Below are 24,733 nucleotides of genomic sequence, written 5' to 3'. Positions count from 1 at the left end.
GGATCATCAATGAAAGTCAAAAATATAGCCTTCTCGTTATTTCTAACGCCATTACTTTTGAGTGCGGAAGTGTCATATAGCAATAGCCAAGATTCTGCTTTTTCGGGGCAAGAAAATAATACCTCTTTAGAACCCTCATCAGATGAGATGCCAAAATATAAGGATTCTAAAAGCTCTCATGTCGAGACAAAAGAGCTAAGTAAGCAAGTCGTCTCTGCCACAGGATTTGAGCAAGATCTTCGTGATGCGCCTGCTTCAATGTCAATTATTACTAATAAAGAGCTTCAAGAGCGTCCGATACGCGATCTCGGCGAGGCGGTAAGTCAGGTCCCGGGCGTGAGTATCGATCATACCGTTACAAGTTTTGGTGGGTATTCGATTTCTATCCGCGGAATGCCGGCGGATTATACGCTTTTGCTTGTTGATAGCAAGCGACAAGATGGAAGTAGCGAAACCTTCCCAAATATAAACTATTCTCAAGCCTCATTTATGCCACCACTTGCAGCGATTGATAGGATAGAAGTTATCCGTGGTCCAGCCTCTGTGATCTATGGAAGTGATGCGATTGGTGGGGTTGTTAATGTGATCTTGAAAAAATCCTTTGATAAATGGAGTAATAATATAATGCTAAATTCTACCCTCCAAGAAGTGCCATATTTTGGGCATTCTGTGGGGGCTTCGGTTTATAGTGCGGGTCCGATTGATAAGGCGAAAAAATGGTCGTTGCAAATCCGTGCCAAAGATACACATCAATTTGCTCAACAATCGATGAGTATTCCTCTGCCAAATGGCACATCTTTAGCGGTAGCAGGAACTCCTCCAATCGTCGGATTTGGGCAAAATAATCAATACCAAGTCGGCGCAAGAGTGGGTTATATGCCAAGTGAGAAAAACTATTTCTATGTGGATTATAGTTATTTTGGGCAGTGGTTTGATCCAAAGTACTTTAAATACTCCGTTTTTAATCGCAATAACTCAATCATTCGCCACCAAGGAAGCTATGGCTTGTGGAAAACAGATACTTCTATCCAATACAACATCCAGCACAATGCCTCAAGGAAGCGAATCGCGCAAGATGTCGTGCTAGAGCATCGCAGTAGCATTCCTTTTTGGCGTATGAAGCTTAATGTCGGCGGACAATACATTTATAGCAGTGTAAGCGCGCTATATGGCACCGTATTTGGCGGAGATGTGGGGAATTATCTAGATAGGCATACATTCGCACTCTATGCTGAGGATCAGTGGGCGATTGTCGATAAGCTTTTACTTACGCTTGGTGTGCGGGCTAATATGAGTGATGATTATGCTTTCAATGCTTCTCCTCGGGCTTACCTTGTGTATAATGCGCTTGAGCATAGCGTGATAGGTGATCTAACTTTCAAAGGTGGCGTATCCACAGGATTTAAAATGCCATCGATGACAAATGTCGCGCCGGGTTGGGGATTTTCGACAGGGCAGGGTTGGATTCGAGTGTATGGGAATCCAGACTTAAAGCCAGAATCTAGCATTAATTATGAGCTTACCGCAATCCATGAAACAGACTTCACGCAAGTCTCACTCACAGGCTTTTTCACACAATTTCAAGACAAAATCACTTCTACACGCGCAAATGTTGGCGATAGGCTTCCTGCAGGCTTTACTTGCACGGGTGAACGGGACGGTCTATCAACTAGTGTAGGGACAGGATCTGCATCTTGTCAATACTCTTACAATGTCGATACAGCCCAAAGCTATGGCTTAGAAGTTTATACACAAATAAAGCCTTTTGGTGTCGGAGTAGGCGAGCTTGGCACAAATGTCTCTTACACTTGGAATAAAAATGAATCTACCTCAGGAGCTACAAAGGGTTTGCCACTTGCAGGCGTGCCAGAGCACACACTCAATGCTTCGATCAACTACTCATGGAAGGATCTTGGCGTGTATCTGCGCGGTGAGTATCGAGCAAGACAGCTTCGCACAAATGTCTTAGGGCGCACAAGCACGCAAGCAGCACTTGAGACTTGGAGACGAGACAATCCGGGCAAAAGCGAATACTACAATCCTTACTTCCTTTTGCACCTTGGCGCAAACTACAATATCACACGCGCATTGCGATTGCAATTTGGAATCTACAATCTCTTGAATCATAATTTTATTGATTATTATGAGAGCAAAAGTATGGCAAGTGGTAAGACAACGACCACATTGTATAATAACTATAATGTAATCCGCGAGGGGAGACGATACTATATCGCGCTTAATATGGACTTTTAGTTGAGAAGCTAAGGCTTTAGATTCTGCTTATCAAGGACAAGGTGTAGAATCTAGCTTTGTTCTTGATTGGATTTTGCTTTGTCATTGCGAGGGTTGTATTGTCATTCTAAATGGGTAGTGTTATTATCTAAAATCTACTTCGTCATTACTTAAACGTGAGTGAAGAATCCAAAAAGAATTGTCATTGCGAGCGAGGCAAGAGCCGAGCGTGGCAATCCACCACACATTTTCGTCATTTTGAACCAAATCTAAGAAACACAGATTCTAGTAGATTCTATGCAAACACAAGCAAGCATTAAAAAATCCTCTATTTTTAGCTTATTTGTGTAGTTTTGCAAGTTTAGCGAGTTAGTCGCTACTTGTGCGTGCGTCGCCAAAATAATACAAGATAAGCCCTAAACGAAGCAATCTGCAAAAAGAAGCAAAAAGAGAGGATTTAAATCTTATGGAAAGTATAATTTAGATTCTACATAAAGCAGAATCTAAATTATAGCTAGCCAAGAGCGACCATTTTGCGTCTTAGGTAAGCGATTTTGCTTTGGAGTGGTAGGTTTTTGGGGCAGACATCATGGCAGGCGATGAGGCTCATACAGCCAAATACCCCATTGTCATCGCCGACAAGCTCATAATAATCCTCATCACTTCTTTTATCATGAGAATCTATCATAAATCGCACGACGCGATTCATTCCCGCAGCCCCGACAAAATCCTCTCTCATCAGCTTTGTAGCACAGCTTGCGATACAGCACCCGCACTCAATGCATCGATCAAGCTCAAACACATCTTGCGCTTCTTGCGGATCGATAGGCTTTTCAAGTTTGGATATATCAGTTTCTTCATTGTTATGTATCCAGCTCTCTACGCGTTTTGTCATTCCTGCAAACCATTCGCCTGTATTGACGCTCAAATCTTTGATGAGCTTGAAAGCAGGCAATGGCATAAGCGTGATGACATCAGGAAAATCTTTTGTAAGCGTCCTGCAAGCAAGACGTGGGCGTCCATTAATCATCATTCCACAGCTTCCGCAGATCCCTGCTCGGCACACAAAATCAAAGCTAAGGTCAGGATCTTGCTTTTCTCGTATGAGATTGAGCGCGATAAAAATCGTCATTGAGTGTGTTTCTTCTATTTTGTATTCCACAAAATGTGGCTTTGAGACAGCACTTTGCGGGTCAAATTTGAGTGCGCGAATGGTGAGAATTCTTCCTTTAGTTTCCATTATTTATCTCCTAGTCGTTGATTTTTTGCTTTGTAGTAAGGTTGCAAATCAAAAGGCATAAGTGCTTCTTGTAGTTCGTATCTATCGCCACCTTTAGCTTGAATCTCTTGTGTGATTGCGTCAATTTGAGCTTGTCTTTTGGCAGAGAGTGGATTTTCTATGATATTGCCTTTTGCGCCATATCCACGGAATCCGGGCGCAATCTCCATTTGCATAATATCAAGATCTTCATAAGAGATTGTAGGCAATGTTTGATCATTGCTCTCCCACGAAGTTAGCGTTCGCTTGAGCCAATTTTCATCATCTCTTTTGACATAGTCTTCTCGGCTGTGCGCGCCTCTTGATTCTGTGCGATTGAGTGCTCCAAGCGCGACACAAAGCGCGATTTTTATCATTTTTGGCACACGATAGGCATCTTCTAGCTCTGGGTTATTGTGAAGTTTTTTGTTTTTGATACCGATATTTTTACTGCGTTTGTAGATTTCTTCAAGTCGCGTTACTGCATCTTGAAGCCCTTTACCCTCGCGGAAAATCCCTACATCTTCTTCCATGATTTCTTTCATAGCGTTTTTGAGCTCATAGACATTTTCATTGCCTGTATTATTGACAAGCGATTCAAGGTATTTGCGCTCTTCATTGATGAATTTTTCAATCGTCGCAGTCTGAATGTCAAGATGTGCTTGCTCGCAATGGCTTGCAAAAAAATCACCAATAATCATACCGCTTACCACTGCCTCGCTAACAGAGTTTCCGCCTAAGCGATTAAACCCATGCAAATCCCAGCATGCCGCTTCTCCTGCTGCAAAAAGTCCTTTGAGGTAAGTGTGTCCTTGATAGTCTGTGCGAATCCCGCCCATAGAATAGTGTTGCATTGGTTTGACAGGCGCCCATTTTTCTGCTGGATCGATACCGGCAAAGACTTGACAGATTTCTTGGACATCGCGTAGGTTTTTTTCGATATGTTCGCGTCCAAGTATTGAAATATCAAGCCACAAATGCTCGCCATAAGGTGATTTGACCCCTTTGCCCTCGCGGATTCTTTGAATCATTCTGCGAGAGACGACATCGCGACTTGCAAGCTCTTTTTTCTCTGGCTCATAATCAGGCATAAAGCGATAGCCATCGACATCACGCAAGATTCCGCCATCTCCACGACAGCCTTCAGTAAGTAAGATTCCGGAAGGAAAAAGTGGCGTTGGGTGGAATTGCACTGCTTCCATATTGCCAAGTTTGGCAACCCCTGTCTCTAGCGCGATAGCCAAACCTATACCTTCGCATATTACAGCGTTGGTTGTGTTTTTGTAGATTCTTCCATAGCCACCTGTGGCGATCATCGTGCCTTTGGCGATATAGGCTATCAGCTCTCCTGTTACCAAATCCCTAACAACCGCTCCATAGCATTGTCCGTCTTGATGTATGAGGCGGATTGCTTCTTTTCTATCTTGTATATCTACGCCATGTTTATAGGCTTCATTGGCAACTGCATAAAGCATTGAATGCCCAGTAGCATCGGCAGTGTAGCAAGTTCGCCATTTTTTTGTCCCGCCAAAATCGCGTGAGTGGATATATCCATGCCTAAAGTCTTCTTCTGTGATTGTTGTTTTTTGTGCGTTGATAACGGCTGTGCGATCTCCTTTTTGGATTCTCGTCCAAGCAACCCCCCAAGACGCAAGCTCGCGGATAGCTTTTGGCGCGGTTGTTACAAACATTCTTGCGACTTGCTGATCGCAACCCCAATCGCTTCCTTTGACTGTGTCAGCGAAGTGTAAATCCTCATTATCGCCATCACTCATTTTTGAGTTGCCAAGACTTGCTTGCATACCACCTTGCGCTGCTGCTGAGTGGCTTCTTTTTACTGGCACCAATGACAAAACAATCGTGCTTAATCCCTTTTTTTTCGTGGCGATTGAAGCCCTAAGACCTGCTAACCCACCACCAATGATAAGTGCATCACAATAAACTACTTTCATTTACTCTCCTTTTCCTTTTGTGGCTACATCTACTGCTCTATAATGTTCGATCCCTTTGCTTACATCAAGTCCTTTGCCTATTTGGATATACGCAGCAAACGAGCAAAGCCCCAACACAATACAAAATACTGATAATACCCATTTGATTCTTCGCAAATTTGTGATGCCTAATTTCTCAAACCAACCCCATTTGATACACAAACGATACAAGCCGATTGAGCCATGAAGCTCCACAGCAAAAAGCAAGAAAATATAAAGCACCCAAAAATGCTGCTGCACGAAGCGAAATGATGAAGCAAGCGGTCCTATATTTTCTGGTTGTGTGAGATTTGTAAAAAGATGTGGCATCGCTAAGAAAAACATAGCAAACCCTGTCGCAGCCTGTATCACCCAAAGGCTTGTATCGCCATGCTTCATAAGCTTTTTGTGTGTTTTTAAAGCGATAAACTGACGATAATTGATAGGAAACTTACGCAACGCCAAAAATGCGTGCGATACAAATGCGATAATCACGATAGCTGCGATAATAGACACCAAAATAGGCTGTCCTTCATCGCCAAAAATAATGCTTCCTTCAAAAAACTTTGTAACCCAAAACATTGCTTCTTTACTGATAAGTATGCTTGATACAAACAGCAAATGCACCAACATAAAAAGTGCCAAAAACAGCCCTGTTGCACTCTGCCAAAAATCTAGTTTTGCCGGAATCCTACTTTTTTTGCGATCGGGAGTTACACCTGTGTAGCTCTCAATAATCCTCTCGTCTTGCATTTTTTCTCCTTTATTTGTAATCAACCCTAATGAGCTTTTTATAGAGTCGTCTTATTATAAGCAAATAAATGGTAAAAAGTGAATAAAAGTTTAAGTTTTGCGCAGAGTCTGATATGAAAATAATATATAAAACTAATGAGAAATAATGCAAAAACACGATGTGAATTCTTATTTTGAGTAAAAAATATAAAAAAGAAACAAAACTTTTGTGTAACTTTTTTACACTATTTGATATTTTTTGTAAGGAGAGAATCATTAATGTGGCAGACAATTTTTTGCAAACACAATATATGTTTATAATTTTTTGTTATATTTTTGCTTTGTGAAAATCCAAAAACCCAAATCCAAAGTAAAGGTTGAGCGTATGAAAAAATCCTTTCTCTTCACTTCAGAATCCGTAACCGAAGGGCATCCAGACAAAATGGCTGACCAAATCAGCGATGCTGTGCTAGACTACATCATCGAGCGCGATAAAAATGCGCGCGTGGCGTGCGAAACGCTTGTTAGCAATGGCTTTTGTGTAATCGCGGGCGAGCTAAAAACGAGCGTCTATGCGCCTATGCAAGAGATTGCGCGCAAGGTCGTGCGCGAGATTGGCTACACAGACGCGCTTTATGGCTTTGACTACCGAAGCGCAGCGGTGCTAAATGGCATCGGCGAGCAAAGCCCTGACATCAATCAGGGCGTGGATAGAGCAGATGGCGAGATAGGCGCGGGCGACCAGGGGCTTATGTTTGGCTACGCGTGCAGGGAGACAGAATCGCTCATGCCACTTCCTATTTGGCTTTCACACCGCTTGACTGAGGGCTTGGCAAATGCGCGCAAAAGTGGCGCGCTGCCATTCCTGCGCCCAGATGGGAAGTCGCAAGTTACCGTGCGCTATGAAAATGGCGCTCCTGTGGCGATTGATACGATTGTAATCTCCACGCAGCACAGCCCAGAGACACAGCAAAAGCACTTGCGCGATGTGGTGATTGAAGAAATCGTGCAAAAGGTGCTTCCGCAGAAGTTTTTAAATGATAATATCCGCTATTTTGTCAATCCCACAGGCAAGTTTGTAATCGGCGGTCCGCAGGGCGATGCGGGCTTGACAGGGCGCAAGATTATTGTAGATACTTATGGCGGGAGCTGCCCGCATGGCGGTGGGGCGTTCAGCGGGAAAGATCCTAGTAAGGTCGATAGAAGTGCAGCCTATGCAGCGCGCTATGTAGCCAAAAATCTCGTAGCAAGTGGCGTGTGTGATAAGGCAGTGGTGCAACTAGCCTATGCTATTGGCGTGGTGGAGCCAGTCTCAATTTTAGTAGATACGCAAGGCACAGGCAAAGTCGAAGATTCTAAACTCACAGAGTGCGTGAAAAAAGTCTTTCGCTTGACACCAAAGGGCATTATAGAATCACTTGATCTTTTACGCCCAATCTACCAAAAAACTTCAGCTTATGGACATTTTGGGCGCGAACTGCCAGAATTTAGCTGGGAGAAAACCGACAAGGTCGAGGCGATTAAGGAGTTTTGTAAATAAGATTCTGTGTGGCTTTTTAGACGCAAATATTTTAAAAGAAACTTTGCTTTGCAATAAATGTAGGAGTGGTGACAAAGCATAGCGGTAGCGGACGCCTAAGCAGAGCGCGAGCTAGACTTGCAGGCTTTGGCGATATTTGGGGGCTTGCTTTGAATGAAATAACTTAAAAAGTAGCCCTTCACCTCATAATCTATATTTCTTATCAAATTTATCAAAAATCCTAGTTTTCTATATTTGTCTTTTTGGGTGCTTTTGTCTGTAATGCGCCTCACTGCAATGTGCTTAGTGCGCTTTGTTTATATACTTTGAAACCCCACAAATCACCCTAAAATCTTTTGAATTTAGATTCTCTTAGTTTTTGTCAATGAAATATTTAGAGTGTTTTTGATACCAAAACATTTAAAATTAAGAAACTTGTTTTTTTGCTAGAATCGTGCTTTTAGCAAAGGAGTAGAATATGAAAAATATAAAAGTTGTAGGACTAAGCGTAATTTTAGCTTCATCGTTATCTATGGTTAGCGCGCTTGATTTAGGTGGATTAGTTGGAGCGACTAAAGACTTAGCAGATAATACTTCAGATATAGCAAGTGGCAAAAAACAAAAAGAAGGTGAAGCAAAGAAAGCTCAAAAAGCTGAAGCAGACGCAAAAAGAAGTGCAGAAGATGAAAAAATTATTAAAGCACAAATGGAATTTACAGAACTTTGCAAAAGAGAATATCATAAACAAAAAGTGCCATTTCAGGCAAACACAGATAAAGAAACTAAACTTTTTATGAGAAGTAATCACTGGGATAATATACTTAAAGATGTCAATAAAGGAAAATACGATACAAGAGATTGTTTTCAATGGCTTACACTTGCTAAAAGTGCTGATGGAGAAGGCTTTAAAAAAGAAACTGCAAAATATGATAAATAATTAATTTAACCTTTTTACGCCATAATCTCCACCAAACAAAAGTTTTAATATCTCATCTTTGAAAAATCCTTACCTAAGAATCAAAGATGAGGTTTTTATCAAAAATCAAGCTTACAAAATGCCACTAAACTTTCTATCACCTTTTTTATTTATCACACCTAAGTTGCCTGCCAATCTATCAAATATCATTCATCTTTAGTATTTATATTTTTTATCTTTTCAAGCCATTCGTTGAGCGTTTTCTCAAAGCCGATAGTAGTTTTTTCGACAAATTTCAAATCTTTTGTAAGGTATTGCTGCTTGACAAATCCCCCAAAATTATGCGGGTATTTATAAGTTTTTGAATGTGGCAGGATATTTGGGCAAATAGGCAGAATCTCACCGTTTTTGATCATCTCAAGTGCAGTGTCAATCGCTTTGTAGGCGGTGTTTGACTTAGGAGAGCTTGCAAGATAGATCACGCATTGTGCGAGTATGATTCTAGATTCTGGATAGCCGATTTTGCTTACAGCAAGCATTGTGGAAGTGGCGAGGTTGAGTGCGTTTGGATTGGCGTTGCCTATATCTTCGCTCGCTAAGATTACTAATCGTCTCGCGATAAATTCTGGATTTTCACCGCCAGCGATAAGTCGCGCCAAATAATACATACTCGCGTCAATATCACTACCTCGTATAGATTTAATCATCGCTGAGGCGAGATTGTAATGTGTGTCATCTTCGCTTGAGCCATCATTGAGGCTAAATGGGCGGAGATTTTGTATGTCTTGTTTGATGATGTGCTTTGTGTTTGCAGCGACTTCAAGGAGATTAAGCATAGCGCGTATATCGCCCGCACTGCTTGAGATGAGGTAGTCTTTGGCATCTTTGGTGATGGTTTTGCAAGTCTGATCTAAAGGTTTTGTATTGTGTGCTTTGGGGTTAGATTCTGGCGCGGTGGTTTTAGATTCTGGATTCTGCGTAGAATCTTGCGCAAAATCCTGTGTAGAATCCTGTGTAGAATCCTGCAAAGTTAAGATATGCAGAGAATCTAGCGCTCTATCAAGCACGATACGCATATCGCTAGCTGAGAGTTTTTTTAGCTCAAAAAGCAAAGAGCGCGATCTGATAGCTCCTGTGAGCGCATAAAATGGATTCTCTGTGCTTGCGCCAAATATAATGGCTTGCTTTTCTTCCATTATCGGAAGTAAGGCATCTTGAAGGATTTTTGTCAGCCGATGCACTTCATCGATAAACAAAACCGGAGTGATAAGCGAGTTTTGGTATTGTTTGAGTGTTTGGCGCAGGACTTCAAGCTTGAGATTTGTCGCATTGTATTCTATAAATACGCTTCCAAGCTCTTTGGCGATGAGTTTGACAAGAGTTGTTTTGCCAACGCCCGGCGGTCCATAAAAAAAGCAATGTGGGCATTGTTTGTTGTGAATCGCATTGTAGAGTGGCTTATTTTTGCCGATGATGTGCTTTTGCCCTACAAAGTCTTCAAGGCTTGTGGGGCGCAGATTTAAAGCGAGATTCATTGAAATTTGCTTGTGATTTATTTTTTGAAAATGATGAGTTCATACGAGCTTTGTTTGAGCGCGACACTATTTTGTTGCTTATTAGTGCTTGAGCGCAATTGCTCATTTATCGCATCAAGCTCATCAAGCTTGTCTTTGAGCCGCAAAATAATATCAACGCCGGCAAGATTTACGCCAAGATCGCGAGTGAGGCGCAGAATGGTTTTGATTTTGTCAATATCTCTTTGCGAATACAGCCGCATTTTTCCCTCTGTCCTGCCCGGCTCTATCAATCCTTCTTTTTCGTATTGTCGCAGGGTTTGAGGATGGATTGCTAGGATTTTGGCAACGACACTAATCAAATATACAGGCTCATCATAGCTATACATATTTCCTCCTTTATGGTTTGAGAAGCTCTTTTTCTAGCATATCTTGGAGTGGCTTTGAGAGAGAATCTAGCGGTGGATTAATGATATTTGCTTGAAGGTATAAATCGCCCATTGCGCCATTTTTGATGTTTTTGACTCCTAATTCTTTGAGGCGAAATTTTTGTCCGTTTTTTGTGTCTTTGGGAATTTTGAGCGTTACATCTTTGTAGAGCGTGGGGACGCTAAGCTTTCCGCCAAAAAGGGCTATGCCTAAAGGCACATCAAAACTTTTAGTGAGATTGTCGCCATTTCTTGTGTATGTTGCGCTTGGCTCGACAGAGATTTTCAAAATCAAATCTCCCACAGCTCCGCTTTTTGATTTTTTGCCTTTATTGCGCACGCGGATACTTTTTCCATTGTCTATGCCCGCTGGAATCTTAAATTCTATGCTTTCACCATTGAGTGATATTTTGTGTTTGCCTCCAAGCACAGCAAGATCAAATGGAATATTAAGCTGAGCGTGAATATCTAAATCCTCGCTAAATCCGCTATTTCCGTCACCAAAGCCATTGAACCCACCAAATCCGCTAAATCCAGCACCTCTGCTACTAAAGCTACCGCCGCTAAATCCGCTATTGCCACCAAATCCGCCACCAAAAATTTGGCTTAAAATATCATCGAGATTGACTCCACCCATTCCGCCTTGCGATCGCGCAAAATCGCTGAAATTTTGCCCGCCAAACATATTGTCGCCAAATTGATCGTATTGAGCTCTTTTGTCAGGATCGCTAAGTATTTCATAGGCTGCGTTGATTTCTTTGAATTTTTCCTCGGCTTCTTTTTGTTTATTGACATCAGGGTGGTATTTTCTTGCAAGTTTTCTATATGCTTTTTTGATTTCATCTTGCGAAGCATTTTCGCTGACTTCAAGCGTCTGATACAGACTTTTACTCATAGTTGTCGCTCCTTGTTGCATTGAATTGTATCGATTAGTTTAGTGTTTTTTATCATAAAACTTTAGTGTTAGTATATCAATGTTTTGTAAATTTTAAAGTGGTATGTGGTGAGAGATTTTTGAGTTAGTTGTGTGGAATCTAGATTCTAAAAGTGGATTTTATGGATTGCCACGCAAAATTTTCAATTTTGCTCGCAATGACAAGCCCACACTCCCGTCATTGCGAGGACGATAGGACGAAGCAATCTAGCAAAAATAGATTGCCACAGCCCTAAAAAGCTTCGCAATGACGATAAAATGGTATAGATTCTAGATTCTATGAAAACACAAAGTGGCGTAAAAAAATCCTCTATTTTTAGGCAGATTTAGTAGGGTTGTAGAAATTTTTAGACAAGCAAAAACACAAAAAAGTGTAACATTAAGCGTTCATCGTAGGCTAAAAATTTTAAACTCCCTGAAATGTAGCTTCAAGCAAAGCCCTAGAGTTACATAGCAAAAAAGAGAGAATCTAGAATCTAAGATTCTATACCACCCCAAATCGGATCAATTTTATAATACTCTGGCATAGCAAAACCATTTATATAAAATTCATCTACTGATTTGTCATAAAAAAAGCGAGAAGGGCAAATGATGATTTTATTGGGGTTTTGGATAAGGTAGGACGCCCACCAGCTAAATGTGGAGTTTGCGATGATAGCGTTTTGACATGATCGCATAAGCTCCATTTCTTTTGTGGCGTCTGCTTGGGTGTTGCCTTGGATAAATTCAAAGCTCACATTATCCTTTACTTCATTATCAAGATATGATAAAAAGTGATTTTTGCACCATTGTTTGTCATCACTAAAGACAAAAATATGTGGCTTTGGGATTTTGGATTTTAGCAATCTAATCGCGCTATTATAATACGCACTTCCAAGTTTGACAAAATACCAATTATTATTGCTCAAATAATCTCCTCTTCGTATATGCAAAAATGCAGAATCTAGAGTGCTAGTGATATGGGCTTTGAGCGTTGCGTTATTGCCTTGAAGTGGGGATTTGAGGGTAAAATCCTGAAGCAAAGATTCTCTTATATGGTGAAAATATCTATAATCTTGAAAAAGACCATTAAAATAAGATTTATTATTGAAGTTTTTAGTTTTTATCTCTTGTAGCAATGCCTTTGTTTCTCTAATGTTAAATCTATAATAGGTATTCTATATTTGCGAGGGAGAAAATTTTTAATGATTCTACGAAAGATAAAAGTAAAATCATTGGAGTAAAAAAATTTTTTTGTATTAGATTTTTTTGATAAGGGGAGTGAAATCATAAAATTACCAATCTCAAAATCGCGAATAATTATATTGTTTTGATTTTTACTTGATTTTTACTCTCTGGTTCCTTTATAGCCCCCCCCCCATTAGGAGTTTTATTACTATCTAAATCATACCATGAGACATCAAGCGCCACATCAAAGCCACGATGAGCTAATGTTTTGGCAAAGGTATATTGAAACATTTGGTTACCAAGCCCGCCACCAATTTGAACAATCATGATTATTATTTCAAAACGGCTAAGGATTTCTTAGCCATTGCGTTTTTCCATAATTTCTTTTGCGATATTGTTAGGCACTTCGCCATAATGATTAAATTCCATTGTATAAGTGCCTCTACCTTGTGTAGCCGAACGTAAATCCGTAGAGTAGCCAAACATCTCAGCCAATGGCACAAAGGCATTAACGATTTTTAAGCCCATACGATCGTCCATTGAGTTGATCTGTCCTCGTCTGCGGTTAAGATCGCCTATCACATCGCCCATATATTCTTCTGGCACTTCGACTTCAACTTTCATTAGTGGCTCTAAAAGCACCGCATTTGCTTTGCGACACGCATCTTTAAACGCCATAGAACCTGCAATCTTAAATGCCATTTCTGAAGAATCCACATCATGATAGCTTCCATCATAGAGTGTAATCTTAAAATCCACTACTGGATAACCTGCAAGCACGCCATTTTGCATTGCTTCTTGGATACCTTTATCTACCGCTGGGATATATTCTTTTGGGATCACCCCGCCACTAATGTTATTGACAAATTCATATCCGCTACCTGGCTCTTTTGGCTCAAGCTTAATAAAGACATGTCCATATTGTCCGCGCCCACCGCTTTGTTTAGCATATTTGCATTCTTGCTCGACTGCGCTTCTAATTGTCTCTCTGAACGCAACTTGTGGTTGTCCAACTTCCGCCTCGACTTTAAACTCGCGCTTAAGTCTATCTACGATGATTTCTAGGTGGAGTTCGCCCATACCGCCGATAAGTGTTTGCCCTGTTTCTTCTTGTGTGCTAACCCTAAAACTTGGATCTTCTTCAGCAAGCTTGCCAAGAGCGACAGCCATTTTTTCTTGATCAGCTTTTGTTTTGGGCTCGACAGCAATGTGGATTACAGGTTCTGGGAATTCCATACGTTCCAAAATTACAGGAGCTTTTTCATCACAGAGAGTATCGCCCGTGAGCGTTTCTTTGAGCCCTACAAATGCGCAAATCTCTCCCGCATACACTTCTTTGATGTCCTCTCGTTTGTTGGAGTGCATTTTAAGAAGTCGTCCTACACGTTCTTTTTTGGCTTTTGTAGAATTCATCACATAGCTTCCAGATTCTAGCATACCACGATACACGCGCACAAATGTAAGCTGTCCGACAAATGGATCTGTCATAATCTTAAATGCAAGTCCTGCAAACGCGCCATTATCGCTAGATTCTACATGGATTTCTGCTTCGGTTTTTGGATCTATACCTTTGATGTCTGTAACCTCTGTGGGTGCAGGGAGAAAATCCACAACCGCATCAAGCAATGTCTGCACGCCTTTGTTTTTAAAGCTTGAACCACAAAGCATAGGGATAAGGCTCATATTGTGGCAACCAATTTTGATTCCTTTTTTGATTTCATCAATGCTTAAATCCTCTCCGCCGAGATATTTTTCCATCAATGCTTCATCTTGTTCGGCAGCCGCTTCTACAAGCTTTTCGCGGTATTCTTTTGCTTTGTCTTGCAATTCTGCAGGAATCTCTTCAATATCATATTTTGCGCCCATTGTTTCGTCATTCCAAACAATCGCTTTCATTTGGATAAGATCGATTATACCTTTAAATGAATCTTCCGCACCGATAGGGAGATTGATAGGAATAGGATTGGCTTTTAGACGTTGTTTGATTTGAGATTCTACATTATAAAAGTTTGCGCCGATCCTATCCATTTTATTGACAAATACCATTCGCGGCACACCATATTTATTTGCTTGTCGCCAAACTGTTTCACTTTGAGGTTGCACGCCACCTACAGAGCAAAATACAGCCACAGCACCATCAAGCACGCGCATAGAACGTTCTACTTCGATTGTGAAATCCACGTGTCCGGGAGTGTCGATGAGGTTGATTTGATAATCTTTCCAAAAACAAGTCGTAGCCGCAGAGGTGATTGTGATTCCGCGCTCTTTTTCTTGCTCCATCCAGTCCATAGTTGCTGCACCATCATGCACCTCGCCAATTTTATGGCTTACGCCTGTATAAAAAAGGATTCGTTCAGAAGTTGTTGTCTTTCCTGCGTCAATGTGAGCGGCGATTCCGATATTTCGAATTTTATTAAGAGGGGTTTTTCTTGCCATAGCTTATCCTTACCAGCGATAATGAGCAAAGGCTTTGTTTGCTTCTGCCATTTTATGCACATCTTCTTTTTTCTTAAAAGCCGCGCCTTTATCGCTTGCTGCGTCCATAAGCTCATTTGCCAGACGCTCTACCATTGTGCGCTCATTGCGTTTTTTGGTTGCTTCGAGAATCCACCGAATAGAGAGAGATTGTTGTCTGACTGGGCGCACTTCCACAGGCACTTGATAGGTTGCTCCACCAACGCGTCTGCTTCGCACTTCTACAAGTGGTTTGACTCGCTCTAGGGCTTTTTGAAACACATCAATGCCTTTTTCACCACTTTTTTCCTCTATTTTATTAAAGGCTGCATAAATGATTTTTTCTGCGATACTTTTTTTGCCATCATACATCATTTTGTTGATAAATTTTGTTACCACCTTATCATCATAAATTGGATCACCCAAAATCTCTCTATTTGGAGCTTTTCGTCTTCTCATTGTTCCTCCTTAAAGTTATTTATTTTTTATCAGCACCGGCTTTGGCTTTTTTTGCGCCGTATTTACTACGTGATACATTTCTTTTTGCCACACCTGCGGTATCAAGCGCACCACGAATAATATGATATTTCACCCCAGGTAAGTCTTTGACACGACCACCGCGAACAAGCACAATAGAGTGCTCTTGGAGGTTATGCCCCTCACCCGGAATATAGCTGATAACTTCAACTTTGCTTGTAAGGCGCACTTTGGCTACCTTTCTTAACGCAGAGTTTGGTTTTCTTGGTGTTGTCGTATATACACGAGTGCAAACACCCCTTCTTTGCGGGCACTCAACCAATGCTGGAGACTTTGTTTTTTTATTGACTTTTTTTCGCTCTTTGCGAATGAGCTGATTAATCGTTGGCAATGTTTTTTCCTTCAAATTGAGATAAGATTAGAATTAAGCTTGTAATTCTATATCATTTAATCTTTTATTTATCTTAGATTTTATGCATTAAATCCAAAATTTTTGGTTTAATTACAAAACGTTTGTTTTTGTATAATCCTGTTCCAACAGGGATCATTCTGCCTAATACCACATTTTCTTTGAGATCTTCTAAGAAATCTTTTTTGGCTGCGATACTTGCCTCTGTCAAGACTTTTGTGGTCTCTTGGAATGAAGCCGCAGAAATGATTGAATCACTGCTAATAGCGGCTCGAGTGATTCCAAGTAGAGCAAGATCAGCTATGGCTGGCTCTCCGCCAAGTTGCATAATGCGCTCATTTTCTTCTTTGAAATGTCGCTTGCTGACAAGATCATTTTCGACAAATTTTGTATTGCCCGGATCGATGATACGCACTTGACGAAGCATTTGCGATACGATGACTTCGATGTGTTTATCAGCGATAGTTACGCCTTGTCCGCGATAGACTTGTTGCACTTCATTAACGATAAATCGCAACAATTCTTTTTCTCCACCGATACGCAAAATATCATGGCTTGATGTGATGCCATCAGTTATGGCTTCTCCTGCATGCACGAATTCATCTTTATGCACAAGAATGCGCTTTGTTCTGTCGATGAGATATTCGCTTATGCTACCATCTTTTCCGGTTATGATGACTCTTTCTTTGCCTCTAATTGCTTTTCCAAAGCTGACAATTCCATCGATTTCAGACAAAATAGCCACTTCTCGAGGTTTGCGTGCTTCAAACAATTCAGAGATTCTAGGAAGACCTCCCGTGATGTCTCGAGATTTAACCGTTGCTTTTGGGGTTTTTGCCAAAATATCTGCTAATGCCACATTCATTCCTTCGGTTACAGCGATTGATGTATTTGGCTCAAGGAGATATTGTTTTGTTTCTTTTTTGCCCTCGATAAGAATGCTTGGCTGATAGCCTGAAGGAATATAATCATTCACCATAAGGCTTCGTATGCCCGACATTTCATCTTCTTGCTCGGCGACAGTGAGTCCTGGAATAATGTCTTTGAAATGAACTACCCCGTCAATATCGCTGATTACAGGCGTATTGTATGGATCCCAAGTTGCGATGAGATTATTGGCTTTATTGGTCGGCTCAGCGATGATTGTATCGATTTCAACAGCACTATTATCATCAACCAGAATCTTAGATTCTCGAGCGATATAATGGCGCGTAGCCTCTCTGTCGTTTTCATCAGCGATAACAGCAAAAATTCCCTTTTCTTCTATCACATCGCCCACCTTAATATCATGCACGCGTTGCAAATGGTCGCTTTCTAGGAAATAAAATTTGACTATGCCTTTTTCTTTTGCGGTTATGGTTTGAGAGATTGGGGCATTATCTTTAGCGATAATCTCACTTGCATAAGGAATACGATTTGGCACATTCCAGCCATCTTTGACGACATCAACAATGCTTCCACCCTCAGAGACTTTGTAGCCACTCTCATGTGCTATGTAGAGTTTGCCCTCCAATCTTCCGCTCACTCCGGCAAGCTCGTTTGGTTTGGCTACATCGCTTTTGCGCACAGAGTATTTGACTTCTTGTTTTGCGCCTTTGATACTGATGATAATCTCATCATGAGCTGTTTCTATGTGTAATACCCCATCAAAAGGTGCTTTGATTTTTGGCTCCACGACCAATACAGCGGCATTTCTTCGGTTTGTAATGATATTCTTACCCTCTTTATTTGTATATGTTTTGAGGTTGTAATACCTGATAAACCCTTCTTTTTCGGCTCGTATTTCTTTTTCTTCTTGAGTTCTGCTTGCCGTTCCACCGACGTGGAATGTTCTAAGTGTGAGCTGAGTGCCGGGTTCACCGATAGATTGTGCGGCGATAACCCCTACTGCTTCTCCGGGGCGCACCATTTTTCCTTCTCCAAGATTGAGCCCATAGCATTTGGCGCATACGCCTTTTAGGGCTTTACAAGTTACAGGTGTTCTAATGATTACAGATTTTACATTTGCTTCGATGATTCGTTTTGCCGCTTTTTCATCGATCAATGTTTCTGCGCTAAATAGAATCTCATTTGTGATCGGATCGATCACATCTGTTGCAAGCACACGTCCAAATACGCGCTCTTCTAGAGATTCTATAAGCTCGCTTCCTTCGATAATATCGCTGATTTCAACCCCTTCGTGTGTGCCACAATCCTCAATTGAGATTTTGACATTTTGGCTCACATCGATAAGTTTTCTTGTAAGATACCCAGCGTTTGCTGTTTTTAGCGCGGTATCAGCAAGCCCCTTTCTCGCACCATGCGTAGAAGTGAAGTATTCCAACGCATTAAGCCCTTCTTTGAAGTTGGAGATAATAGGCGTCTCAATGATTGTTCCATCAGGTTTTGCCATAAGTCCGCGCATCGCTGAAAGCTGACGAATCTGTGCTGCACTACCGCGAGCACCAGAATCTGCCATCATATAAATCGAGTTAAAGCCTCCCTTATCAGCTTCGATGAGCTTCATCATCACTTTGCTAAGCTCATTACCCGCTTCTGTCCAAATATCAATCGTTTTGTTGTATCGCTCTTCCTCTGTGATTGAGCCACTCTCAAACATATCTCTAATATTGCGTGTTTCTTTGTTGGCTTTTTTGATGATCTCATTTTTATTTTCAGGGATAATAATATCTGCTGCTGAAATTGAGATTCCAGCCTTAGTCGCATACCTAAAGCCTAAATTTTTAAGATTATCAAGGAAAGTCGCAGTTATGCCATTGCCTGCTTCTTTATACACATAATCAGTCAATGTGCTTATATCTTTTTTCTTTAAGACTTTATTCCACAAATTGATTGGAACTTGTGTAGGAAGGATTGAGTGCAAAATCATTCTACCTGCGGTAGTTGTGATGATACGCCCATCGACAAGTGTTCGTATTTTAGCATTGATGTCAAGATTGCCTGTTTCAATAGCAATCATAATTTGATGAATATCGCCAAAGAGTTTATGCTCGCCTTTGACTCCCTTTTTCTCCAAACTCAAATAATAAAGCCCCAAAACTATGTCTTGGCTTGGCACAGCTACGGCTTTACCGCTTGCAGGAAGCAAGATATTCATAGAGCTAAGCATAAGCACTTTGCATTCAGTGATTGCTTCTTGGCTAAGTGGCACATGCACTGCCATTTGGTCGCCATCAAAGTCTGCATTAAACGCAGAACAAACAAGCGGGTGGAGCTGGATAGCCTTTCCGTCTATGAGTTTTGGGTGGAATGCCTGTATTGATTGTTTATGGAGTGTTGGGGCGCGATTGAGAAGCACAGGGTAGCCCTCAACGATTTCTTGCAAACATTCCCATACTTCGTTTGTTTTTTGCTCGATCATTTTTTTGGCTTGTTTGAGGGTACTTGCATAGCCTTTTTCCTCAAGTTTGGCTAAAAGATGAGGCTTGAATAACTCTAAAGCCATATTTTTTGGCAATCCGCATTGATCCATTCTGAGATTTGGACCAACGACAATAACACTTCTACCGCTGAAATCCACGCGCTTACCGAGTAGATTCTGGCGGAATCTTCCTTGCTTGCCTTTGATGATTTCTGAGAGTGATTTAAGTGGGCGTTTATTTGCACCCTTGACTGCGTTTGCGTTTCTACCATTATCAAAGAGCGCATCTACGGCTTCTTGAAGCATTCTTTTTTCATTACGCACAATGATTTCTGGCGCGTCTAATTCAAGAAGTCGTTTGAGTCGCTGATTGCGATTAATAACGCGACGATAGAGATCATTGACATCACTTACTGCAAATTTCCCGCCATCAAGAGCAACAAGAGGGCGCAAATCAGGAGGCAAAACAGGCAAAACAGTAAGCATCATCCATTCTGGGCGATTTCCAGAATTTAAAAAGTTTTCGACAACTTTTAATCGTTTGACGATACTTTTTTTCTTAGATTCTGAGTTTGTGGATTTGATCTCTTCGCGCAAGGCTTGAAATAATGCTGTCAAATCTAATTGCTCAAGCAATTCTTTTACTGCCTCTCCGCCCATTTGTGCGACAAATCCCTTATCGCCAAAACGTTGCTGTATGTTTTGGTATTGCTCTTCATTAAGCACATCATATTTCATCACAGGCTTTGTGGATTCATTATCATAAAACGCTTCTCCAGCCTCTTTGACGATATATGCTTCATAATACAACACTCTTTCTAAATCTTTCATCTTTACGCCAAGTAATGTGCCGATACGACTTGGCAATGAGCTGACATACCAAATATGTGCGACAGGCGTTACAAGCTCGATGTGCCCGATTCTTGAGCGTCTGACTTTTGAGGTTGTAACTTCAACGCCACATTTTTCACATACCATACCTTTGTATCGAGGTTTTTTGTATTTTCCGCATAAGCATTCATAGTCTCTAACTGGACCAAAGATTTTCGTGCAGAAAAGCCCGTCTCGCTCAGGTTTTAATGTGCGGTAGTTGATTGTTTCTGGTTTTTTGACTTCGCCTTTGCTCCATGATCGTATATTTTCAGGGCTTGCAAGCACAAGTTGTAATGAATTAAAATCTTTAGGGCGATTGTCTTCTTTGATTTCTAGGGCTTTTGGATTCCCGTATTCATCTACTTCATCACCAAAAACATTCACATCAAGCGTGAGCGATTGTAATTCTTTTGTAAGCACAAAAAATGTTTCTGGTATTCCAGATTCTCCGACGGGTTCGCTTTTTGTTATTGAGCGATAAGCATTTTCTCGTCCGACAATATCATCAGATTTGATTGTAAGCATTTCTTTGAGTGTATGTGCTGCACCATATGCTTCGAGTGCCCACACTTCCATTTCCCCAAATCGTTGTCCTCCAAATAGAGCCTTTCCGCCCACAGGTTGCTGTGTAACAAGGCTGTATGGACCAGTTGAACGTGCATGGACTTTTTCATCGACAAGGTGGTGGAGTTTGAGCATATACATATAGCCGATATTAACTTTTTCGCGGATTTTCTCGCCCGTCTTGCCATCATAAAGCTCGACTTTGCCGTCCATATCGATTTTGGCTTCTTCAAAAAGTTTGTTGAATTTTTCTTGAGAGATACCTTCAAATACAGGAATTGCAAATTTAACGCCCTTGCTCCAATCCCTTGCATAATGCAAAAGTTCCTCATCTTTGCAGGTTTTAAGTAAATCAATAATTACAGAATCTTTTTGGTTTGATAATTCTGCAATACTTAGCATTTTACTACGCAAAGTTTTAATAAATTCGCCTTTTTGCTCTTCTAAAATATCTTGAATCTGCTCGCCAAAACGTTTCCCCACAAGACCAAGATGCACTTCTAGAATCTGCCCTATATTCATACGACTTGGCACACCAAGGGGGTTAAGCACAATATCCACAGGCTCGCCATCAATTGTATAAGGCATATCCACAGCCGGAACAATAGTGCTTACAATACCTTTATTACCATGTCGTCCAGCCATTTTATCGCCGACTTTTAGTTTGCGCTTTGTCGCGATATAGATTTTGACTTGTTTGACCGCACCACTTGGAAGAATATCGTCTTTTTCGAGTACTTGTAATTTTTCTTCATGCTCTTCACCTAAGGTTTTTTTCTGCTCTAAGAAGTTTGCTTTGATTTTTTCATATTTGGCTTGAACGGCTTTTGAATAGCTTTTAATTAATGTATTAAGCGCAAAACGATTGATTCCAGCAATATCTTCTTTTGGTATTTTTTGACCTTTTTTGTATGTTTTGTTATTGATTGTCGCATCAGCACTTAATTCTTCTTTGGAGAGCATAAGCCCTACGCGGAGAAGCTCTTCTTTGTTAAGCATTGTCAATCTATCATGATGCTCAATATCAAGGGCTGATTTTTCTTTTTCGTATGCGCTAATCGCTCTTGCGTCTTTTTCGTATCCTTTTTTGGTGAAAATCTTGACATCAATAACCGTTCCTTCAAGTGAAGGTGGGCAATACAGCGATTTATTGACAACATGTCCGGCTTTTTCACCAAAAATAGCTCGCAAAAGTCGCTCTTCTGGCGTTGGTTTTACTTCACCTTTTGGAGAGACTTTCCCGACTAGAATCATACCCGCAGTTACATAAGTTCCGATTTTGACAATCCCGCTCTCATCTAAGTGCGCGACTTCTTCTTCTCTGACATTTGGAATGTCTGCGGTGATTTCTTCTGTGCCATGTTTGAGCTCTCGAGCGATGATTTCTTTTTCGTAGATGTGTATCGAAGTGAAAGCATCTTCTTTCAAAAGTTTTTCACTCACAACAATCGCATCTTCGAAGTTGTAGCCATTCCAAGGCATAAATGCGACGCGGATATTTTTACCAAGTGCAAGCTCACCCATATCCATACTCGCGCCATCAGCTATGATTTGCCCGGCTTTGACAACCTCTCCTTGCTTGACGATAGGGTGCTGAGCAAAGCAAGTGTTTTGGTTTGTGCGGAGATTTTTTTGTAATGAATAGCCATCGATATACGCGCCATGCTCATCTTCGCCCAAAATATAAATATTTTTAGAATCAACCTTTTCGACAACACCGCCTCTTGTTGCCTTAATAGCCTCCCAAGAATCTCGAGCAATAATCTGCTCCATACCCGTTCCTACAATCGGTGCATCTGGCTTGAGAAGTGGCACAGCTTGACGTTGCATATTTGAACCCATAAGCGCACGGTTTGCATCATCATGCTCCAAAAATGGAATCAACGAAGCAGCGACCCCGACAAGCATTCGAGGGCTCAAGTCGATGAGCTCAACATCTTCGGTTTTTCGTAAAGTGATCTCGCCTCCGCATCGTGTTTCGATGAGACTATCGATGATTTTATTATCTTTGTCGAGTTGTGTGCTTGCTGGAGCGATGACTTTACCATCTTCTTGAGTGGCAGTGAGATAGACGATTTCATCAGTAACTTTACCATTGACAACCTTGCGATAAGGTGCTTCGATGAAGCCTAAATCATTGACGAGCGTAAATGTCGAGATTGTGTTAATAAGCCCGATATTTTGACCTTCTGGTGTTTCAATAGGGCAGATTCTGCCATAATGTGTCGGATGCACATCGCGTGCTTCAAATCCTACTCGCTCTTTGACTAAGCCACCTTCTCCAAGAGCTGATAGTCGTCTTTTGTGTGTGATTTCAGAGAGTGGATTGGTTTGATCCATAAATTGCGAAAGCTGACCGCCTGTAAAAAACTCTATAATAGTGCTTGTAATCATTTTGGCATTAATAAGATCATGAGGCATAATCGCATCAAAACTTCCGCTCATTGTTGTGAGTTTGTCTTTTATGGCTTTTTGCATTTTGACAAGCCCAGAATGAAGTTCATTAGCAAGCAATTCACCAATTGCACGGATACGTCTATTACCAAGATTATCTCGATCATCAATGCGTCCTTCACCATTTTTGACTTTGATGAGATAGCGCGTTGTTTCGATGATATCTTCAAGCGTCAAGACGGTGATATAGTTTGGAATCTGAAGTCCTAGTTTGTGGTTCATTTTCATACGACCAACGCGCGTGAGATCGTAAGATTCTGCTTCAAAAAACAATCGTTTGACAAATTGTTTGGCAACCTCTTTTGTTACAGGCTCTCCGGGGCGCATAACTTTGTAGATTCTAATTGCTGCTAAGTCATTTTCATTATCGATTTTTTCAGTTTGTTTGAGTTGTTTGATTGTCTCTGTTTCAGCGATAAATGAATTGATAATCGAGCTGTCTAATCCAGTGGCTAGATCATTGACGATTTTGATTTCTTTGATTTTGAGTTCAGCGATTTTTTTGAGCTTGGCTTCATCGATTTGAGTGAGCGTATCAAAAATGACTTCGCCACTTTTTTTGTCAATGATTGGCTCAAATAAATAGCGACTAACTAAAGTTTCTGTTGGGTATTCAATCCATTCAAGACCTTTTTCTTTGAGCTCTTTAGCTTTTTTTGCGCTTAGACGTTTGCCTGATGCGATGATGACTTCACCTTTAGAATCTTTAATATCAAAATCTACCCTTCCTTCAAAATCAGCAGGGTTGAATCGCGTTAGGAATTTATCTTTTTCGATTTTGATATTGAGGATCGGATAAAAGATTTTTAATATATCTACTTTATCATAGCCTAATGCTCTAAAAAGTATTGTAGCAGGCACTTTTCGTCGTTTATTGATTCTCACAAAGAGCGTATCTTTGGAGTCATATTCAAAATATAGCCATGAGCCTCTATCAGGAATGATTTGCCCCATATAAATCATTTTATTATTTGCAGTGTTTGTTTCATCTTGTTTGAAAATGACGCCCGGACTTCTATGAAGTTGATTGACAACAACCCTTTCTACACCATTGATGATAAAAGAAGTGCGATCAGTCATCAATGGAATCTCTCTGATAAAAATAGTTTGTTCTTTGATGTCTTTTGGCGCGAGCTTATCGCCTTTTTCGTCTTTTTCCCATTGTATGAGCTGGACTTTGATTTTTAATGGAATCGCATATGTTATGCCTCTCTCCATAGCCTCTCTAATTGTGTATTTTGGCTTTCCATATTCGCATCCAACATATTCTAGTGAGATTCTATTTTGCGCATCTTGGATTGGAAAAATGGATTTAAATACCTTTTCGATTCCGCTTTCTTTGCCATCTTTGGCGTCTAAAAAAGTATCGTAGCTATCTCGTTGCAAAAGGAGGAGATTAGGAACATCTAAATTTTGTTGTTGTGTGAAGTCAATTCGAAGTCTATTTTTTGTTTTGTTATTAGGCATATCA

14 protein-coding genes and 2 pseudogenes are annotated in these 24,733 nt (G+C 40.8%); 3 read left to right on the top strand and 13 right to left on the bottom strand.

Annotated features, from left to right (window positions below; all coding sequences use genetic code 11):
• The first annotated feature begins 9 nt into the window (after positions 1-9).
• Positions 10-2,253 carry a TonB-dependent receptor domain-containing protein gene (locus DY109_RS01435; protein WP_023946770.1) on the top strand — a complete coding sequence of 748 codons (2,244 nt, stop codon included), beginning with the start codon at positions 10-12 and terminating at the stop codon, positions 2,251-2,253.
• Positions 2,254-2,746: 493 nt separating this feature from the next.
• Here the strand turns inward: DY109_RS01435 and DY109_RS01430 are convergent, their stop codons facing one another.
• Genes DY109_RS01430 through DY109_RS01420 form a run of 3 tightly spaced genes read right to left on the bottom strand, consistent with a single transcriptional unit; the run spans position 2,747 to position 6,213 of the window.
• Positions 2,747-3,472: a fumarate reductase iron-sulfur subunit gene (locus DY109_RS01430; protein ID WP_023946766.1), complete on the bottom strand. Its 726-nt coding sequence runs from the start codon at positions 3,470-3,472 to the stop codon at positions 2,747-2,749.
• Positions 3,472-5,442, bottom strand: coding sequence for a fumarate reductase flavoprotein subunit (locus DY109_RS01425; RefSeq protein ID WP_023946764.1), 1,971 nt, complete (start codon positions 5,440-5,442; stop codon positions 3,472-3,474). Before DY109_RS01425 ends, DY109_RS01430 begins: the two co-directional genes overlap by 1 nt.
• On the bottom strand, positions 5,443-6,213 hold the full coding sequence (locus DY109_RS01420) for a fumarate reductase cytochrome b subunit (RefSeq protein ID WP_023946761.1): 771 nt from the start codon (positions 6,211-6,213) through the stop codon (positions 5,443-5,445).
• Between the two features lie 364 nt (positions 6,214-6,577).
• On the opposite strand from DY109_RS01420, the gene metK reads away from it, so the two are divergent.
• Together metK and DY109_RS01410 are read left to right on the top strand one after the other, a co-directional pair.
• Positions 6,578-7,732, top strand: coding sequence for a methionine adenosyltransferase (gene metK, locus DY109_RS01415; protein WP_034549190.1), 1,155 nt, complete (start codon positions 6,578-6,580; stop codon positions 7,730-7,732).
• 457 nt (positions 7,733-8,189) lie between these two features.
• Complete coding sequence (locus DY109_RS01410; RefSeq protein ID WP_023946754.1) at positions 8,190-8,648, top strand: hypothetical protein; 459 nt, start codon at positions 8,190-8,192, stop codon at positions 8,646-8,648.
• Positions 8,649-8,833: 185 nt separating this feature from the next.
• On the opposite strand, the pseudogene DY109_RS12465 reads toward DY109_RS01410, so the two are convergent.
• From DY109_RS12465 to DY109_RS01365, 10 genes and pseudogenes are all read right to left on the bottom strand, one after another.
• Positions 8,834-9,667, bottom strand: a pseudogene (locus tag DY109_RS12465) (AAA family ATPase); the annotation flags it as partial.
• Between the two features lie 54 nt (positions 9,668-9,721).
• Positions 9,722-10,162, bottom strand: a pseudogene (locus tag DY109_RS12460) (AAA family ATPase); the annotation flags it as partial.
• A gap of 17 nt (positions 10,163-10,179) precedes the next feature.
• A complete protein-coding gene (locus DY109_RS01400; RefSeq protein WP_023946747.1) occupies positions 10,180-10,530 on the bottom strand; it encodes a heat shock protein transcriptional repressor HspR in 351 nt (116 codons plus the stop codon).
• 10 nt (positions 10,531-10,540) lie between these two features.
• Entirely contained in the window at positions 10,541-11,464 is a 924-nt protein-coding gene (locus DY109_RS01395; RefSeq protein ID WP_023946745.1) for a DnaJ C-terminal domain-containing protein, read from the bottom strand.
• A 515-nt stretch (positions 11,465-11,979) separates the two neighbouring features.
• A complete protein-coding gene (locus tag DY109_RS01390; RefSeq protein WP_034549187.1) occupies positions 11,980-12,621 on the bottom strand; it encodes an alpha-1,2-fucosyltransferase in 642 nt (213 codons plus the stop codon).
• Positions 12,622-12,802: 181 nt separating this feature from the next.
• Positions 12,803-12,997, bottom strand: a complete 195-nt coding sequence (locus tag DY109_RS01385; protein WP_023946739.1) for a hypothetical protein — start codon at positions 12,995-12,997, stop codon at positions 12,803-12,805.
• Between the two features lie 30 nt (positions 12,998-13,027).
• Positions 13,028-15,106 carry an elongation factor G gene (gene fusA / locus DY109_RS01380; protein WP_023946738.1) on the bottom strand — a complete coding sequence of 693 codons (2,079 nt, stop codon included), beginning with the start codon at positions 15,104-15,106 and terminating at the stop codon, positions 13,028-13,030.
• Positions 15,107-15,115: 9 nt separating this feature from the next.
• Positions 15,116-15,583 carry a 30S ribosomal protein S7 gene (rpsG, locus tag DY109_RS01375; RefSeq protein ID WP_023946736.1) on the bottom strand — a complete coding sequence of 156 codons (468 nt, stop codon included), beginning with the start codon at positions 15,581-15,583 and terminating at the stop codon, positions 15,116-15,118.
• A 19-nt stretch (positions 15,584-15,602) separates the two neighbouring features.
• The gene (gene rpsL, locus DY109_RS01370) at positions 15,603-15,992 is read right to left on the bottom strand and encodes a 30S ribosomal protein S12 (RefSeq protein WP_023946734.1); all 390 of its coding nucleotides are present in this window, start codon (positions 15,990-15,992) and stop codon (positions 15,603-15,605) included.
• A 73-nt stretch (positions 15,993-16,065) separates the two neighbouring features.
• Positions 16,066-24,729: a DNA-directed RNA polymerase subunit beta/beta' gene (locus DY109_RS01365; protein ID WP_023946732.1), complete on the bottom strand. Its 8,664-nt coding sequence runs from the start codon at positions 24,727-24,729 to the stop codon at positions 16,066-16,068.
• Positions 24,730-24,733: the final 4 nt, after the last annotated feature.

The sequence above is a fragment of the Helicobacter fennelliae genome (assembly GCF_900451005.1).
Classification (GTDB): Bacteria; Campylobacterota; Campylobacteria; order Campylobacterales; family Helicobacteraceae; genus Helicobacter_B; species Helicobacter_B fennelliae.
This window is presented reverse-complemented; position numbering and strand designations above follow the sequence as displayed.

Coding starts and splice junctions, on each gene's coding strand:
- DY109_RS01435 (WP_023946770.1), top strand. CDS start 10: ATGAAAGTCAAAAATATAGCCTTCTCGTTATTTCTAACGCCATTACTT.
- DY109_RS01430 (WP_023946766.1), bottom strand. CDS start 3,472: ATGGAAACTAAAGGAAGAATTCTCACCATTCGCGCACTCAAATTTGAC.
- DY109_RS01425 (WP_023946764.1), bottom strand. CDS start 5,442: ATGAAAGTAGTTTATTGTGATGCACTTATCATTGGTGGTGGGTTAGCA.
- DY109_RS01420 (WP_023946761.1), bottom strand. CDS start 6,213: ATGCAAGACGAGAGGATTATTGAGAGCTACACAGGTGTAACTCCCGAT.
- metK (WP_034549190.1), top strand. CDS start 6,578: ATGAAAAAATCCTTTCTCTTCACTTCAGAATCCGTAACCGAAGGGCAT.
- DY109_RS01410 (WP_023946754.1), top strand. CDS start 8,190: ATGAAAAATATAAAAGTTGTAGGACTAAGCGTAATTTTAGCTTCATCG.
- DY109_RS01400 (WP_023946747.1), bottom strand. CDS start 10,530: ATGTATAGCTATGATGAGCCTGTATATTTGATTAGTGTCGTTGCCAAA.
- DY109_RS01395 (WP_023946745.1), bottom strand. CDS start 11,464: ATGAGTAAAAGTCTGTATCAGACGCTTGAAGTCAGCGAAAATGCTTCG.
- DY109_RS01385 (WP_023946739.1), bottom strand. CDS start 12,997: ATGATTGTTCAAATTGGTGGCGGGCTTGGTAACCAAATGTTTCAATAT.
- fusA (WP_023946738.1), bottom strand. CDS start 15,106: ATGGCAAGAAAAACCCCTCTTAATAAAATTCGAAATATCGGAATCGCC.
- rpsG (WP_023946736.1), bottom strand. CDS start 15,583: ATGAGAAGACGAAAAGCTCCAAATAGAGAGATTTTGGGTGATCCAATT.
- DY109_RS01365 (WP_023946732.1), bottom strand. CDS start 24,729: ATGCCTAATAACAAAACAAAAAATAGACTTCGAATTGACTTCACACAA.